The 15438-nt window shown below is 59.6% G+C and carries 16 protein-coding genes; 9 read left to right on the top strand and 7 right to left on the bottom strand.

Annotated elements, in window-relative coordinates:
* Position 1 precedes the first annotated feature (1 nt).
* Positions 2–982 carry a GlxA family transcriptional regulator gene (locus N7U68_RS11155; protein WP_263046843.1) on the top strand — a complete coding sequence of 327 codons (981 nt, stop codon included), beginning with the start codon at positions 2–4 and terminating at the stop codon, positions 980–982.
* A 76-nt stretch (positions 983–1058) separates the two neighbouring features.
* On the opposite strand, the gene N7U68_RS11150 is transcribed toward N7U68_RS11155, so the two are convergent.
* Entirely contained in the window at positions 1059–1577 is a 519-nt protein-coding gene (locus N7U68_RS11150) for a glutathione peroxidase (protein WP_263046842.1), read from the bottom strand.
* A 142-nt stretch (positions 1578–1719) separates the two neighbouring features.
* On the opposite strand from N7U68_RS11150, the gene msrB reads away from it, so the two are divergent.
* The 3 genes from msrB (at position 1720) to N7U68_RS11135 (ending at position 3687) form a co-directional block, all read left to right on the top strand.
* Positions 1720–2169 carry a peptide-methionine (R)-S-oxide reductase MsrB gene (gene msrB / locus N7U68_RS11145; RefSeq protein WP_165195509.1) on the top strand — a complete coding sequence of 150 codons (450 nt, stop codon included), beginning with the start codon at positions 1720–1722 and terminating at the stop codon, positions 2167–2169.
* A complete protein-coding gene (gene msrA / locus N7U68_RS11140) occupies positions 2166–2672 on the top strand; it encodes a peptide-methionine (S)-S-oxide reductase MsrA (RefSeq protein ID WP_165195511.1) in 507 nt (168 codons plus the stop codon). Before msrB ends, msrA begins: the two co-directional genes overlap by 4 nt.
* Positions 2673–2763: 91 nt before the next feature.
* A complete protein-coding gene (locus N7U68_RS11135) occupies positions 2764–3687 on the top strand; it encodes a DMT family transporter (protein ID WP_263046841.1) in 924 nt (307 codons plus the stop codon).
* Positions 3688–3721: 34 nt separating this feature from the next.
* Here the strand turns inward: N7U68_RS11135 and N7U68_RS11130 are convergent, their stop codons facing one another.
* The 5 genes from N7U68_RS11130 to N7U68_RS11110 all read right to left on the bottom strand — a co-directional run bounded on the left by N7U68_RS11130 (position 3722) and on the right by N7U68_RS11110 (position 9108).
* The gene (locus tag N7U68_RS11130) at positions 3722–5047 is read right to left on the bottom strand and encodes an NAD(P)/FAD-dependent oxidoreductase (protein WP_263046840.1); all 1326 of its coding nucleotides are present in this window, start codon (positions 5045–5047) and stop codon (positions 3722–3724) included.
* Complete coding sequence (locus N7U68_RS11125; RefSeq protein ID WP_165195517.1) at positions 5044–5859, bottom strand: ABC transporter permease; 816 nt, start codon at positions 5857–5859, stop codon at positions 5044–5046. The genes N7U68_RS11130 and N7U68_RS11125 overlap by 4 nt, the downstream gene beginning before the upstream one ends.
* 76 nt (positions 5860–5935) lie before the next feature.
* On the bottom strand, positions 5936–6826 hold the full coding sequence (locus N7U68_RS11120) for an ABC transporter permease subunit (protein ID WP_263046839.1): 891 nt from the start codon (positions 6824–6826) through the stop codon (positions 5936–5938).
* A 2-nt stretch (positions 6827–6828) separates the two neighbouring features.
* Positions 6829–7953 carry an ABC transporter ATP-binding protein gene (locus N7U68_RS11115; protein WP_165195521.1) on the bottom strand — a complete coding sequence of 375 codons (1125 nt, stop codon included), beginning with the start codon at positions 7951–7953 and terminating at the stop codon, positions 6829–6831.
* 69 nt (positions 7954–8022) lie between these two features.
* A complete protein-coding gene (locus tag N7U68_RS11110) occupies positions 8023–9108 on the bottom strand; it encodes a polyamine ABC transporter substrate-binding protein (protein ID WP_263046838.1) in 1086 nt (361 codons plus the stop codon).
* A 142-nt stretch (positions 9109–9250) separates the two neighbouring features.
* Between N7U68_RS11110 and N7U68_RS11105 the strand changes: the two genes are divergently transcribed.
* The 5 genes from N7U68_RS11105 (at position 9251) to N7U68_RS11085 (ending at position 14075) form a co-directional block, all read left to right on the top strand.
* Positions 9251–9946 (top strand): GntR family transcriptional regulator, encoded by a 696-nt coding sequence (locus N7U68_RS11105; protein ID WP_263049146.1) that lies wholly within the window; start codon positions 9251–9253, stop codon positions 9944–9946.
* 104 nt (positions 9947–10050) lie between these two features.
* The gene (locus tag N7U68_RS11100; protein WP_263046837.1) at positions 10051–11448 is read left to right on the top strand and encodes an aspartate aminotransferase family protein; all 1398 of its coding nucleotides are present in this window, start codon (positions 10051–10053) and stop codon (positions 11446–11448) included.
* Positions 11445–11978, top strand: a complete 534-nt coding sequence (locus tag N7U68_RS11095) for a GNAT family N-acetyltransferase (protein WP_206295694.1) — start codon at positions 11445–11447, stop codon at positions 11976–11978. Before N7U68_RS11100 ends, N7U68_RS11095 begins: the two co-directional genes overlap by 4 nt.
* A gap of 99 nt (positions 11979–12077) precedes the next feature.
* Entirely contained in the window at positions 12078–12671 is a 594-nt protein-coding gene (locus N7U68_RS11090) for a hypothetical protein (RefSeq protein ID WP_241188097.1), read from the top strand.
* Positions 12672–12791: 120 nt separating this feature from the next.
* A complete protein-coding gene (locus N7U68_RS11085; RefSeq protein WP_263046836.1) occupies positions 12792–14075 on the top strand; it encodes an ArgE/DapE family deacylase in 1284 nt (427 codons plus the stop codon).
* Positions 14076–14157: 82 nt separating this feature from the next.
* On the opposite strand, the gene N7U68_RS11080 is transcribed toward N7U68_RS11085, so the two are convergent.
* Positions 14158–15342 carry a M24 family metallopeptidase gene (locus tag N7U68_RS11080; RefSeq protein ID WP_165195531.1) on the bottom strand — a complete coding sequence of 395 codons (1185 nt, stop codon included), beginning with the start codon at positions 15340–15342 and terminating at the stop codon, positions 14158–14160.
* Positions 15343–15438: the final 96 nt, after the last annotated feature.

Raw genomic sequence — 15438 nt, 5'->3', positions numbered from 1 at the left:
AGTGGACGCAGACCACAAACCCAAACGATATGTGTTCCTGCTCCTGCCGGGCTTCTCCCCGCTCGGCATGACCTGCGCCCAAGAGGCGCTGGCGCTGGCAAACCGCTTTGCCGAGGGGCGCCAGTTCTACGATTGGCTGTTGCTCAGCGAGGATGGAGGGCCTGTTACCGCGTGGAACGGGCTTCAGGTCAGCGTTCAGGCCGGTCTGATCGATCTTGATCGCCGCGACACGCTGATTGTCTGCGCCGGGGTCGATGCAGGTGCGGGCAGCACGCGCAAAGTGTTGGGCTGGCTGCGCCGCGAAACGCGCAAAGGCATGGACTATGGTTCGATCAGCAGTGGCAGCTATACGCTGGCACTGGCCGGGTTGCTGGCCGGGCGAAGAGCCACGACACACTGGGAATATGCCAGCGCCATGGCTGAAAACTTCCCCAATATCGACCTGCAGGACGTGATCTATACGGTCGATGGGCGCGTGTTCAGCTGCGCCGGAAGCGCCGCGTCGATGGACCTGATACTTGAGCGGATCGGCACCGACTACGGCGCAGAATTGGCCACATGGGTGGCAGATCAGATGATCTATCCTGCACCGCGCCCCAATAGTCAGGCGCAACGTGGATTTCTGGCCAATCAACTGGGTATTCGTCATCGAAATCTGGTTCTGGCCATCGACATCATGCAATCAAACACCGAAGACCCCTTGCCGCCCGCCGAGATCGCCCGTGCTGCGGGCACCTCCACCCGGCAATTGGAACGGCATTTTTCCCGCTATCTTGGCACCTCGCCGAACCGCTACTATTTGCAATTGCGGTTGGAAAAGGCCCGCAGCTTGCTGGCGCAAACCGACCTGCCGCTGACCGAAATCAGCCTGCTTTGCGGGTTCAAGGCACCGTCGCATTTCTCCAAAGCCTACCGCAAAGCCTATGGCGTGCCGCCCAGCCGGGACACCGGCGGGGCGACCCTTTTGGTGTCGCGCAAGTAGATACCGTGCGATTTAGGTATTTGGGAAAAGATGAAAAACATTTGTTTCATTATTCAAAAAATACCGAAATCCGGCGTCAGTTCAGCAGCGTTTCGATCTCGTTCGTCAACAGTTCCGACAGCGGTTGGACTGTACTGCCGAAAGTCGCCGCCACGGTGCCGTCCGGCGCGATCAGGATCTTGTTGAAGTTCCATGAAGGTGTGAACCCGATCTCTTCGGCAACGGATTCGTAAAACGGATGCGCCGTCGCGCCGCGAACCGATGTTATACCCGTCATCGGCATGTCGATGCCGTATGTCAGGGTGCAGAACTCCTTGACCTCTGCGTTGCTGGCCAGTTCTTGCCGAAAATCGCCCGAAGGAACGGCCAGAACGACCAATCCGCGGGCGCGGTACCGGTTGTAGAGGGTCTGCAATCCCTCGTATTGATCGGTAAAGCCGCAGCGCGAAGCGGTATTCACGACCAGTATCGGTTGCCCGGCCCAATCCGACAGGCGCAGCGTGTCACCATCGATATTATCGAACGGCGCATTGAGGTCCAGCGCGGACGCAGGCAGCGCCCAAAGCATCATCAATATTGCGAGGACGGCACGCATGTTGCTCTTCCTTTTTATATGGGGGCGGCAGGCAATCCTGTCACCTTTGGATCACCCGGCAGTGAGTGACATGAAATATCGTTTTGAATTTGGCGCGTTTGTCCCATCTAATACACATCAAGTGAGGAAAGGAACGCAAGTCGTGACCAGCTACACCAAAGACCCCGACGCAATCGCCCGCCTGTCGCCCGAGGCGTTTCGTGTGACCCAGCAAAGCGGCACCGAGCGCCCCGGCACCGGGGCACTTTTGGACAACACTGCCCCGGGGATCTATGTGGATATCGTTTCGGGCGAGCCGCTTTTTGCGTCCTCTGACAAGTTCGAGAGCGGTTGTGGCTGGCCCAGCTTCACCAAGCCGATCGTACCGGCTTATGTGAGCGAATTGCGCGATGAGAGCCTCGGCATGGTTCGGACCGAAGTGCGCAGCACCCATGGCGACAGCCATCTTGGCCATGTCTTTCCTGACGGGCCGCGTGATCGGGGCGGTCTGCGCTACTGCATAAATTCTGCCAGCCTGCGGTTTATCCACCGTGACGATATGCAGGCCGAAGGCTATGGTGAGTATCTAGATCAAGTGGAGGATTTGACATGACCGAGCGTGCTGTTCTGGCGGGGGGATGTTTCTGGGGAATGCAGGACCTCATTCGCCGCAAACCGGGGGTGGTTTCGACGCGTGTGGGTTACACCGGGGGTGACGTGCCGAATGCCACTTATCGTGATCACGGCACCCATGCCGAGGGCATTGAGATCATATTTGATCCGGCAAAGATCAGCTATCGTGAGATTCTGGAGTTGTTCTTTCAGATCCACGATCCAACCACCGCGAACCGGCAGGGCAACGATATCGGAATGAGTTATCGGTCGGCGATCTACTATGTCGATGACGCGCAGAAATTGATGGCGCGCCGCACCATCCATGACGTCGAGGCCAGCGGCCTGTGGCCGGGTAAAGTTGTGACCGAGGTGGAGCCCGTCGGTGACTTCTGGGAGGCCGAGCCAGAACATCAGGATTATCTGCAGCGTGTACCGAATGGTTACACCTGCCATTTTCCGCGCGAGGACTGGGTGCTTCCACGCACCACAGCGCCTGCATAGCCGCTGCAACCAGAGCGCATGGCACGCCTCTGGTCGCTTGACCTGAGCGGCCCGGAGGCGCAAGCAGTTGGGGCAAAGGAGTGCCCCCAGCATGCAGCCTGTCAAAGGCATCATATTAAAACTCTGCGCCGTGGTGCTCTTCATCATCATGTCCGCGCTGATCAAGGCCGTCTCCGAGACCGTGCCGCCGGGGCAGGCGGTGTTCTTTCGGTCATTCTTTGCCATCCCGGTGATACTGGTTTGGCTGGCGGCGCGCGGCGATTTGGGCACCGGGCTAAAGGCCAAGTCGCCAATGGGTCATGTCTGGCGCGGGGTCGCAGGCACCAGCGCGATGGGGCTCAGCTTTGCCGGGTTGGGAATGTTGCCTCTGCCCGAGGTGACCGCACTGGGATATGCCTCGCCACTGCTGGTGGTGATCTTTGCGGCGATGTTCCTGAATGAACGGGTCGGCGTTTTTCGCATCGGCGCCGTAATGTTGGGCCTCGTAGGGGTTCTGATCGTCTTGACCCCGCGGCTGAGCGTGCTGGATGGTCCGACGGTCGATACCGTACAGGCGGTGGGGGCGGTGCTTGTTCTGATGGGGGCGGTTTTTGCTGCGCTGGCCCAGATCTATATCCGAAAGCTTGTGAGGACCGAACAGACATCGGCTATCGTCTTTTACTTTTCGGTCACGGCGTCGTGTCTGTCGTTGCTGACACTGCCGTTTGGCTGGGTGATGCCGGGGCTATATGAGGCGACGCTGCTGATCCTCGCCGGGCTGTTGGGCGGGACCGCGCAGATATTTCTGACCTCTGCCTTTCGCTATGCCGATGCCAGTGTCGTGGCCCCGTTCGACTATGCGTCGATCCTCTTTGCCCTCGTGATCGGCTATGTCATCTTTGATGAGGTGCCGACCCAGCCGATGCTGACCGGCGCTGCGCTGATCGTCGCGGCCGGAATCGTCATCATCATCCGAGAGCATCGTCTGGGCCTGAAACATGGCAGGTCACGCGCGGTCAAAACGCCGCAAGGCTAAGTTGAAATTTGCAGATGGCTTCGCGCGGCGTGGTTTATTGCCCCGTGGCCCAGGCCGCGCCGTAGACGGGCCAGAACCATGCTCGGCGAAACCGTCCCAGCGGCCACTTCTTTGGCGGGCTTTGCATGATCGCGGGATAGGGTCGGGTCGGCTTTCGGTCCTGTGCCAGATCGGCCAACAGCGCACCGGCATAGCTGCCCATCGCCACCCCGTTGCCGTGATATGAAACGGCCGTATAGGCACCCGGCATCGTATCTATGGGCCCTGCGTAAGGTGTCAGATCGCGTGCGATGCTCAGCAGGCCGTGCCAGCTATGTGGGGTTTCCACATGCGCCCATGCGGGGAACATCGTCTCGAAATGGCTGCGGATATTGCTATGCATCCGCCGGTCCGCCCACGGCCCGGAAAACAGTCCGCCGCGCATACCGAACAACATCCGGCGGTTCGGCATCAGGCGGAAATAATGCACGAAAAACCGATCATCATAGCAGGCCTGATGGGTGGACCATCCTTGTGCCGCAATCTCTTCGTCGGTCAGTTCGCGAGTGACCAGCACATTGGATTGCGTCGGCAGATACCGTCCCGCCATCCAATCGGGCAGGTCGTCCGATGAATATCCGTTCGTGGCCACGATCAGACGGCGTGCATTCACGCGCCCCTGCGGCGTTTGCAGGGTAAAGCTGCTGCCGTGGTCAATGCGTTGCACCGGGCTTTGACCATAAATGCGGACGCCCGCGCTACGCGCGGCCTCGGCCAGTCCTTGCACATATTTCATCGGATTGAGGCCAAAGCCAATGGGCGTGGTCATTGCGCCGAAAAAGGGGCCATTCATGCCGTTTTCGGCCAGTTCGTCCCGCGTCAGGATTGTTGGTGTCGCGCCCCAGTCGCGCTCGATATCGCGCGCCCGCGTTTCAAAACTCTGCGCTGCCGCTTCTGTATGGGCCATGAGTGTTTCGCCCTGCGAATGGCGGTCCACATCCAGCCCGTGCGCGTCGATCAGGCCCGCAGCCAGATCAACCGCCGCGCGTTCGGTTGCGCGATAGTCGCGTCGCGCCTCTTCGCCGAACATGCGCTTTAGCGCGCCATCTGATGCCGCTGACCCGCCGAGGCAGCAAAACCCACCGTTGCGCCCCGATGCACCCCAGCCGACGTCTTGCGCCTCTAGCACGATCACATCCGCTCCGTCCTGCGCCAGATGCAATGCCGCACTGAGGCCGGTGAAACCTGCACCGATGATCGCTACATCGGCGGTCAGGGTGCCGCGCGCGGGTGCCGAGCGCGGCACAGCCATCGTGGTGGGCCAATAGCACTTTTCGCGCGGCACTTCGCCATAGGCGTGGGCAGGATAGATGCGCTTCATGCGTGGACTGCGGCCCTTTCTTCAGCTTGTCGGCGTAGACTAGCACGTTTGCTGGCCAATGACGCGCTAATGACACCCACCGTCACAAAGGCGATGAGGATCGTCGACAATGCGTTGATCTCGGGGCTAAGACCAAGCCGGATAGAGCTCCAGATCTTGATCGGCAGCGTCGTGGCCGACGGGCCGGCGGCGAAACTGGCAATCACCAGATCATCGAGGCTGAGGGTAAATGCCAACAGCCAGCCAGAGATGACTGCGGGCGCAATGATCGGCAGCGTGACCAGCCGAAAGGCCTGCGCCGCCGAACAGCCCAGATCGAGTGCTGCCTCTTCCAGTGACCGATCAAAGCTGACCAACCGCGAGGAAACGACGACAGACACGTAGCACATCGAAAACGTCGTATGCGCCAGAATGATGGTGAATATTCCCCGATCCAGCCCAATCCCGATAAAGAGCAGCAGCAGCGACAAACCTGTGATCACCTCGGGCATGACCAACGGCGCATAAATCATGCCGGAAAACAGCGTTCGCCCGGCAAAGCGCCCGGCCCGCACCAGTACCAATGCCGCCATCGTGCCCAGCACTGTCGCAAAGGTCGAGGATACGACCGCAACCTTGATCGTCACCCACGCGGCGTCCAGGAACGCCTCGTTGCGGAACAGCTCGCCATACCATTTGGTTGAAAAGCCCGCCCAGACCGTCACCAGCTTGCTCTCATTAAAGCTGTAGATGATCAGAATAATCATCGGCAGATAGAGAAAGGCAAAGCCCAGCGTCAGTGATGTCGCGTTGAACCATGTCATGCGTCTCATACATCACCTCCCGTCGGGCGAGAATTTCCGCGAGAACTCTCAAGGCAGAAAAAGGCCGCGAATTTATTTCGGTTCTTCATCCGTCTGCCTCCCGCTGTTTTTGCTCGTTGCGCTGGAACAGAATGATCGGGATGATCAGGATCAGCAGCAGGATCACGGCCACCGCGCTGGCGACCGGCCAATCACGGTTGTTAAAGAATTCCTCCCACAGCACCTTGCCGATCATCAGGGTTTTCGATCCTCCCAGCAGCGATGGGATCACGAACTCGCCAATAGTGGGGATGAAGACCAGAAAGCACCCGGCGATGATGCCGTTCTTTGACAGGGGAACCGTCACCAGCCAGAAGGCGGTGATGCGACTGCACCCCAGATCCTCGGCCGCCTCAAGCAGTGACCCGTCCAGCCGCTCCAACGCGGAGTAGATCGGCAGGATCATAAATGGCAGATAGGTGTAAACGATGCCGATATAGACTGCGATATTGGTGTTCAGGATGGTCAATGGCTCGTTGATTACACCCATGCTCAGCAACAGCTGATTCAGGTATCCTTCGTTACTCAGGATACCGACCCACGCATAGACCCGGATCAGGAAACTGGTCCAGAACGGCAGGATCACCAACATCATCAGTGTCGGGCGCCAGTGATCGGGTGCGTTGGCCATGCCATAGGCAATGGGATAGGCGACGATCAGCGTTGCCAGTGTCGCGATACAGGCGATTTGCACTGACGAAAGATAGGCCTTCCAATAGAGGTCATCTGTGGTCAGAAATTTGAAATTTTCCAGATCGAGCGCGCCAAAGAATGATTTGATTCCCTCCCATCCGGCGGTGAAATCCAGCGTCGGGGTGTAGGGTGGGATGGCTAGGGCGATATCGCTCAGGCTGATCTTCAGCACGATCAGGAACGGGACCAGAAACAGTGCCAGCAGCCAGAAATACGGAACGGCAATCAGGGCAAAACGGCGCATCCCTAACCCTCCAACAGGACGCCGGCCGTCTCGGTCCAGCTAAGCCAGACGGTGTCCTCCCAAGTAAAGCCGCGCCGCGACAGGCGCCGCGTGTTCGCGGTCTGCGATTTGATGATCTGCCCGGTTGGCAGTTCGACGTGATAGGTGCTGAGATTGCCCAGATAGGCGATATCGAGGATCTTGCCCTGTATTGCGTTCACGGCGCCTTCGGGTTTCTCGGCGGTAATCGCCACCTTCTCGGGGCGGATCGCCAGATGGCATGTCTGCCCGTTCTGGAACACCTTGTCCGACTTGGCGTGCAGCGATGGCTGCCCTTCGGCAAACGCGACGTCATATCCGTCACCGGATTTGGTCGCACGGCCCTCTATGATGGTCACGTCCCCGATGAAATCCGCCACATAGACGGATTTTGGCATCTCATAGATGCGCGCGGGCGTATCGGCCTGAATGATCCGTCCATGGTCCATCACCGCGACACGAGAGGCGACGGTCATCGCCTCTTCCTGATCGTGCGTGACGATCACGAAGGTCGTGCCGGTCTTTTCCTGAATATCCATCAGCTCGAACTGCGTATCCTGCCGCAACTTCGCGTCCAGCGCCCCCAGCGGTTCGTCCAGCAGTAACAGCTTCGGCGCTTTGGCCAGACTGCGCGCCAGCGCCACCCGCTGTCGCTGTCCGCCAGATATCTGATGTGGCTTGCGCTTGGCGAATTGTTCCAGCCGGGTCAGCTTCAGCATCTCTGCCACGCGCGCGTCGATGGCGGATTTCTCCATCCGGTCGCGTTTCAGACCAAAGGCAATATTTTCCCACACACTGAGATGCGGAAACAAGGCGTAGGACTGGAACATCATGTTCACCGCCCTCTTGTTCGGCGGTATGGGCGCAATATCCTGCCCGGCCAGCAGGATGGTGCCTTCGGTCGGCGTTTCGAACCCTGCCAACATGCGCATCATCGTCGTCTTGCCACAGCCCGATGGCCCCAGCAGGGCAAAGAACTCCTGCGCGTAAATGTCAAAGGATTGATTGTCGATCGCGACGAAATCACCGAATCGCTTGGTCACGTTCTTGAATTGAATGAGCGGTTTTACATTCGGGTCGTTCCACGGCTCAAAAACAGTCTGGCCCAATACATGTCCCCCTGAAAGATCGAAAAAAGCCCGCGCAACGGGTGCTGCGCGGGCTGGGATATTCGGGTCTTACGTGCCCGACTTGATCCGTGTCCATAGGCGGGTCACGACCCGCTGCACCTTGGCCGGGTAGGGCGTGGTGGTATAGAGGTTATCCAGCGTTGCCGCGTCGGGGTAGATCGCCGGGTCGCCGATCACGTCCTCTTCCAGCATTGGCTGGGATGCCTCGTTGCCGTTGGCGTAATAAACATAGTTCGACGCATCGGCCATGTTCTGCGCATCCATGATAAAGTTCAGGAAAACATGCGCGCCTTCCGGATTAGGTGCGTCCGCCGGAATCGCCATCTGGTCGAACCACATCAGCGCCCCTTCGCTGGGCGCGTTATAGACGATTTCGACGCCGTTATCGGCCTCGGCCGCACGGTCGCGCGCTTGCAGGATGTCACCGGACCAGCCAAAGGCCACGCAGATGTCACCGTTCGCCAGTGCGTTGATGTATTCACTGGAGTGGAACTTGGTCACGTAAGGACGCACTGCCGACAGGATTGGCTCGGCTTTGGCAATCACGTCCGGATCCTTGCTATCGGGGTCCTCGCCAATGTACTTCAGCGCCGCCGGGATCATTTCGACCGGAGCATCGAGGAAATGCACGCCGCACTCGGCCAGTTTTTCCATATTCCCCGGCTCGAAGATCAACGCAAGCGAGCCGATGGGTGCGTCTTCACCCAGTGCCTCGGTGACTTTGCCGACATTGGCGCCGATGCCCGTCGTGCCCCACATATAGTTGATCGAATAGGCGTTTTCGGGGTCATACTGGACTGTCCGCTTTTCAACCACGTCCCACATGTTCTTGTGGTTGGGCAGTTGGCTCATGTCCAGTTTTTGAAACGCGCCGGCGCTGATCTGACGTTGCAGAAATGTGCCCGAAGGCACCACCACATCATAACCGGACCCACCGGCCAGCATCTTGGTTTCCAGCACTTCGTTGCTGTCAAAGACGTCATAGGTCAGTTCCAGACCGGTTTCGGCCTCGAATTTCTCTAGCAACGCTTCGTCGATATAGTCGGACCAGTTGTAAACGCGCACTTCCTGAGCGCCCGCAGCAGCTGTCAGGGCCAAAGCGGCGGTTGTGGTCAGAATCGTTGTTTTCATCATTTTCTCCCGTTGATTGGCAGCGTCGCTGCCCTGCATGCGAATTTGATCAAGTTTTTCGCTTAGTGCAATATGGTAATGCTCACATGCAGCCGCTAAACTCGCAAGACCGGAGACGACAATAGTGACTGGAACGAGTGATCTGATGCAGCGCGCTACTGGAAATTTTAGCCTTGATGGCACCGCAGAGATGCGTCTACCGGCGCATGAGGTGATTTATCGGCAGTTGCGCGATATGATCCTTTACGGCGATCTGGCGCCGGGGCAGGCCGTGACTATTCAGGGCCTGACGGCGCAGCTGGGGGCAGGCATGACGCCTGTGCGCGAGGCGATCCGCCGACTGATTTCGCAGGGCGCGCTGGAATTTCAGGGCAATCGCCGGGTCAGTGTGCCACAGTTAAACGCAGCAAATATGGATGAAATTATCAAAGCTCGTCAATGGTTTGAACCTCATCTTACCTTGCGGGCGGCGGAACGTGCCGGTGCGGCAGACCTCTCTCACTTGACGGCGATTGATACCGCGCTGGACGCCGCGATCCAACGCGGTGATCTGCGCGCTTATCTGGAACTCAATCACCGGTTTCACAGTCGCATGTATGATATGGCGGCTTCACCGATCCTTGCGGAAATTGCCGAAGGGCTCTGGTTGCGCTTTGGTCCATCAATGCGGGTCGTGTGCGGGCGGATCGGAACGCAGAACCTGCCTGACATGCACAAGGAAACCCTCGAGGCGATCCGTGCAGGCGATGTAGCTGCCGCTGCCGCCGCAATCGAAGGCGACGTTGCGCAGGGAATGGAACAACTTCGCCTGTCTCTCAGTGCCGACTCTAGGTCCGTCTGATTCGATTGACCCTTCAATAATTTGATCATATTGTTCCAGATCAGAACATCCGCGCCAGAAATCGGGGCGCGCTGTGCCACACTGACCTCAGAAAGGCCCCTGCCATGACGCTCATCACCAACCACCTGCCCACTGCTGAATTGCAGGCACTCGACGCCGCGCATCACCTGCATCCTTTCACCAATGGGGCAGAGCTGGAAACAAAGGGCGCGCGCGTCATCACGCGTGCGAAGGGCGTCACCCTGACGGACAGCGATGGCAATAACTATCTTGATGCGATGGCGGGTTTGTGGTGCGTCAACATCGGTTATGGTCGCGACGAACCCGCCGAGGCGGCCGCGCGCCAGATGCGTGAATTGCCCTTTTACAACACCTTCTTTCAAACCACGCACGTCCCGGCCATAGCCTTGGCCGCAAGGCTGGCCGAACTGGCCCCGGGTGATCTGAACCATGTATTCTTTGCCGGGTCCGGGTCCGAGGCGAACGACACCAACATTCGCATGGTGCGCACCTATTGGGCGCAAAAAGGCCAGCCGGAAAAGAACATCATCATCAGCCGCAAGAACGCTTATCATGGCTCTTCCATGGGTAGCGGCAGCCTTGGGGGCATGACTTTCATGCATGAACAGGGCGGTTTGCCGATCCCGAATATTCACCATATCGACCAACCGCATTGGTGGAGCGAAGGCGGTGACACCAGCCCCGAAGATTTCGGACTGGAACGCGCACGTCAGCTGGAGCAGGCCATCGAAGATCTGGGTGCCGACCGCGTCGCGGCGTTTATCGCCGAGCCGATTCAAGGTGCGGGCGGTGTGGTCGTCCCGCCCGCGACATACTGGCCCGAGATTCAGCGCATTTGTGACGAACATGGCATCCTGCTGATCGCGGACGAGGTGATCTGCGGCTTTGGCCGTACCGGCAGCTGGTTCGGCTCTACCACGCTGGACATTCGCCCGCATATCATGACCGTGGCAAAGGGTCTTAGCTCTGGCTACGCGCCCATCGGCGGGTCCATCGTCTGTGATGAGGTGGCCGAGGTGATTAACAATTGCGAATTTGCCCATGGCTACACCTACTCGGGTCACCCGATGGCTTGTGCGGTTGCACTGGAGAATCTGCGCATCCTCGACGAAGAAGGTATCGTCGACCGTGTTGCCCAGCACAGCGGGCCTTACCTGCAACAAAAATGGCATGGGCTGGTCGAACACCCATTGGTGGGCGAGGCACCGATTGTCGGCATGATGGGGTCCATCGCGTTGACACCTGACGCCGCCACCCGCGCCAAGTTTGCCGGGAACGAGGGGGATGTCGGACTGATCTGCCGCGAGCACTGCTTCCAGAACGGGCTGGTGATGCGCCATGTTGGCGACCGCATGATCATCTCGCCGCCTCTGGTTATCACCGACGCTGAGATCGATACACTTGTAGAGCGCGCATGGACAGCGCTGGACCTGACGCACGCCCAGCTAAAGCAAGACGGCCTGTTGAAAGCGGCAAAGTGAGCTTTGATGCACAACCGACCCTGACGGGCGCGGACTATGCGCTGCGCCCGTTGGTGGCAGCTGATTATGGCGGCCTCCACGCGGCGGCCAGTGATCCGGAAATCTGGGCCCAGCACCCATCGCCCGATCGATGGAAGCCCGAGGTCTATCGCCCCTATTTCGATAGCTTGCTGGCCAGTCGCGCGACTTTGGCCATGCGGGACGTGGCGCAGGATCGCATCATCGGCTGTTCGCGGTACTATACTGCGCCCGACATGCCCGGCACGATCTCGATTGGGTTCACCTTCCTCGCGCGGGCCTATTGGGGCGGGGCGGCCAATCGCGCGGTAAAGGGGCTGATGCTGGCCCATGCCTTTGCTGATTTCGATGCGGTCTGGTTTCATATCGGCCCGGACAACATCCGCTCGCAAAAGGCGACGATGAAGCTGGGCGCGCGGCATGTCTATGACGCCACGCTGGATATGGGCGGCGGCACGGTTCCCTGGCGCTGTTACAGGCTGAACCGCGATGCTTGGCAACCGGCAATGTGAGATCGCTGCCACACTCACACTCTATTGATTGCGCTCCGCTCGACAAAATTGCGTGGTCCGCGATAGCGGTGAGGACAACCGACCCTTCTGGATGTGACCATGATGCACCTCGCCAAAACCTTTCTGGCGCTTCTGGCCCTGACACTCGTGACCGCCTGCGGCGCGCCGCCATCCGTCGATCGTGCCCCGCCGCGCGGCAAACCTTCCGACATAGCGGCATTAGCCACCGCCATCCTTGCGCTTGGCCCCGAGGTCGACCCGGAGGAGGCGCAACGCGCGGCGCAAGTGTCCTACGACTACACCCATACGCTTGCCGTGCAGTATCAGATTACCGATCCGCCACTCATCCACAACACCAAGGTCAACATGGGGTCAAAACCCCGTGGCCTATGCTGGCACTGGGCGCATGATCTGGAAAAACGGCTAAAGCAAGAACGCTTTGTTACGCTTGATCTGCACCGCGCCATCGCGAATTCGCGCAACTGGCGGATCGAACACAGCACGGCGATCATTTCTGCCAGAGGGGATAGATTCGACGACGGTATTGTTGTCGATCCATGGCGCAAGGGCGGCATCCTGACATGGATGCCGGTGCGCGAGGACAGCCGCTATGGCTGGGAAGAGCGCCGTTTGGTGCTGGAGCGTAAACGCGGGCAACTACCACCCGAGGCGTTTGACGAGACCATAGAATAGAGACCCTGTAGGCCGGGCTTCAGCCCGGCCCCTACCGCTCGCATTACCGCGCCCGTCATTGCGATGCACCGGGTCGCGTAATAGTCTGCATCACGCACCCCCACAGAAAGCACCCCGATCATGTCCCTCACCCCAGACCTGAAATCCCGCATACTGCAAGCTGTCGAAGACGGCTTTGACGATCAGGTTGCCTACCTGCAGAAACTTGTCCGCCTGCCATCGGTGCGGGGGCAGGAACACGCCATTCAGGATGTAGTGTTTCGCGAGTTTCAGACGCGCGGCCTCAAGGTGGATCGCTTTGACATGGATCGTGACGCGATTGCGGCTCATCCCGGCGGCTCGCCCTTCTCGGATACCCATTCGGACGCGCCGATTGTCGTCGGCATCCACCATCCGCGCGATGAGGTGGGTCGTTCACTGATCCTGAACGCGCATCTCGACGTGGTGCCCGAAGGTCCACGTGAGATGTGGCAGGCCGATCCGTATTCGGCCCATATCGAGGGCGATTGGATGTACGGGCGCGGCGCAGGCGACATGAAGGCCGGTTCGGGCGCGAACCTCGCCGCACTTGATGCGTTGCGCCGCGTGGGTCTGCGACCTGCCGCAACGGTTTATGTCCAATCCGTGGTCGAGGAGGAATCGACCGGCAACGGCGCGCTGATGACATATCTGCGCGGTTATACCGCCGACGCGGTCCTGATCCCCGAGCCAGAGGCCGAGATGCTGGTGCGCGCCAATGTCGGCGTGGTCTGGTTTCAGGTCACTGTGCAGGGCACGCCCGTCCATGTGGCCCATATGGGCGAAGGTGCCAATGCCATTGACGCGGTCTACCGCGTGGTTGGATCGTTAAGGGAGCTTGAGACGGCGTGGAACGCGCAAAAGGATGCGCATCCTCACTTTGCCGACTACGACCATCCGATCAACCTCAACATTGGCAAGATCGCAGGCGGTGACTGGGCCTCGTCCGTGCCCGCATGGGCCACGATTGATTGCCGTGTATCGCTCTATCCCGGTCAGAATGCAGCCGAGGCGATGCAGATCATTTCCGATCATGTCGCGGCCTATGCCCATAGCGACCCGTACATGTCGAACTCGCCGCCGACGGTCACCTTCAACGGCTTTACCGCCGAGGGCTACGTGCTGGAACCGGGCAGCGAGGCAGAGGCCGTATTGGGCCGGGCGCATGAGGCGGCTATCGGTGCGCCGCTGCAATCGTTCACCGCGACCGCTTATCTCGATACGCGGGTTTATGCGCTCTACAATCAGATCCCGGCGCTTTGCTACGGTCCGATTTCACGCAATATCCACGGCTATGATGAAAGCGTCAGCCTGAGTTCGCTCAAGCGGATCACCGGCGCAATGGCGCTCTTTATTGCCGAATGGTGCGGCGTGGAAGAGGTGTAACCACGTGCGGAATAAAGGCCGTAAGGCCGCCGCGCGATCACCAGACCGCCCCCCGGTCTGGTGATCGCGCGCCGCACCCCGACTAGTCCTTAACGAACATCTTGCGGGGCCGGTTGCAGAATGTCTCGCACGGGCCATCCTCGGTGATCAGGATGCTTTCGGTGATCTCCAGCCCCCAATCATCCATCCATAATCCCGGCATAAAGTGGAAGGTCATCCCCGGTTCCAGCACGCTCTCATCATCGGCGCGCAGGCTGATTGTGCGTTCGCCCCAGTCGGGCGGATAGCTGAGGCCGATGGGATACCCGCAGCGCGCGCCGCGCTCGATCCCGGCCCGTTCCAGCGGGGCGGCCAGCGCATTGGCGATGTCGCACGCCCGGTTGCCGGCCCGTGCCACTTCCAGCCCTGCCTCCAGCCCCTCGGTCAGCGCCGCCTCTGCGCGCAGCAGGAAATCATCGGGCTTGCCCAAAAACAAAGTCCGGCAGAGCGGCGCGTGATAGCGCCGGTAACATCCTGAAACCTCAAAGAATGTCGCCTCGCCATTGGCGAAGGGCCGACCGTCCCACGTCAGGTGCGGTGCTGCGGCATCACTGCCAGAGGGCAGCAGCGGCACGATGGCCGGATAGTCGCCCCACGCCCCGTCGACACCGCGTAGCGCGTCGCGGTAAATCTCGGCGACCACTTCGTTCTTTGGCACGCCCGGTTCGACGCGCTCCAGCAGCCCATCGACAATCTTTTCGGTGATCGCGGCCGCCTTGCGGATATACGCGACCTCTTCCGCTGATTTCACTCCGCGCTGCCAGTTCACCAGCGCCGTGGCGTCGCTGAACTTGGCATCGCCCATCTCGGCAGTCAGAACGGCATAGGCCTTGGCCGAGAAATAGTAGTTGTCCATCTCGACGCCGATACGCGCACTGCCCCGGCCCATGTCTTTTAGCCGTGTCGCCAGATCCTGCATCGGGTGACGCACCGTTGATTGCACGAAATGATCGAGGTATCCCAGAACCCGGTCATCACTCATCCAGACCGTGCGCACCCCGCCATTGGCATCCTGCCTGCGACCCCACCAGATTGGGTCTTCGTCCAGAAAAACCAAAACCCCCTGATGCACATAGAACGACCAGCCGTCATAGCCGGTCAGCCAGTTCTGGTTGCTGGGGTCCGTGACAAAGAGGACGTCGATCCCGGCGGCCTCCATTGCGGTGCGGGTCTTGGTCAGGCGACGCTGAAACTCGGCGCTCGAAAATGGCAGGTCTTTGTGGATCATGGCTCTCTCCCTTCGTCTGATGTGCGCAGCCTGCATCAGGACGCGCGCGCTTGCACGTCTCTTTTTTGCACTGCCCTGTGCTTGACCTTTGGTCGC

The sequence above is a fragment of the Roseovarius pelagicus genome (assembly GCF_025639885.1).
Taxonomy (GTDB): Bacteria; Pseudomonadota; Alphaproteobacteria; order Rhodobacterales; family Rhodobacteraceae; genus Roseovarius; species Roseovarius pelagicus.
Note: the sequence above shows the minus strand (reverse complement) of the source record. Positions and strands in the feature narration are given on the sequence as shown.

What these genes read in the sequence shown, in the direction of transcription:
- N7U68_RS11150 (WP_263046842.1), bottom strand. Translation starts at nt 1,577, where the DNA reads ATGCGTGCCGTCCTCGCAATATTGATGATGCTTTGGGCGCTGCCTGCG.
- msrA (WP_165195511.1), top strand. Translation starts at nt 2,166, where the DNA reads ATGACCGAGCGTGCTGTTCTGGCGGGGGGATGTTTCTGGGGAATGCAG.
- N7U68_RS11135 (WP_263046841.1), top strand. Translation starts at nt 2,764, where the DNA reads ATGCAGCCTGTCAAAGGCATCATATTAAAACTCTGCGCCGTGGTGCTC.
- N7U68_RS11130 (WP_263046840.1), bottom strand. Translation starts at nt 5,047, where the DNA reads ATGAAGCGCATCTATCCTGCCCACGCCTATGGCGAAGTGCCGCGCGAA.
- N7U68_RS11125 (WP_165195517.1), bottom strand. Translation starts at nt 5,859, where the DNA reads ATGAGACGCATGACATGGTTCAACGCGACATCACTGACGCTGGGCTTT.
- N7U68_RS11120 (WP_263046839.1), bottom strand. Translation starts at nt 6,826, where the DNA reads ATGCGCCGTTTTGCCCTGATTGCCGTTCCGTATTTCTGGCTGCTGGCA.
- N7U68_RS11110 (WP_263046838.1), bottom strand. Translation starts at nt 9,108, where the DNA reads ATGATGAAAACAACGATTCTGACCACAACCGCCGCTTTGGCCCTGACA.
- N7U68_RS11105 (WP_263049146.1), top strand. Translation starts at nt 9,251, where the DNA reads ATGCAGCGCGCTACTGGAAATTTTAGCCTTGATGGCACCGCAGAGATG.
- N7U68_RS11100 (WP_263046837.1), top strand. Translation starts at nt 10,051, where the DNA reads ATGACGCTCATCACCAACCACCTGCCCACTGCTGAATTGCAGGCACTC.
- N7U68_RS11090 (WP_241188097.1), top strand. Translation starts at nt 12,078, where the DNA reads ATGATGCACCTCGCCAAAACCTTTCTGGCGCTTCTGGCCCTGACACTC.
- N7U68_RS11085 (WP_263046836.1), top strand. Translation starts at nt 12,792, where the DNA reads ATGTCCCTCACCCCAGACCTGAAATCCCGCATACTGCAAGCTGTCGAA.
- N7U68_RS11080 (WP_165195531.1), bottom strand. Translation starts at nt 15,342, where the DNA reads ATGATCCACAAAGACCTGCCATTTTCGAGCGCCGAGTTTCAGCGTCGC.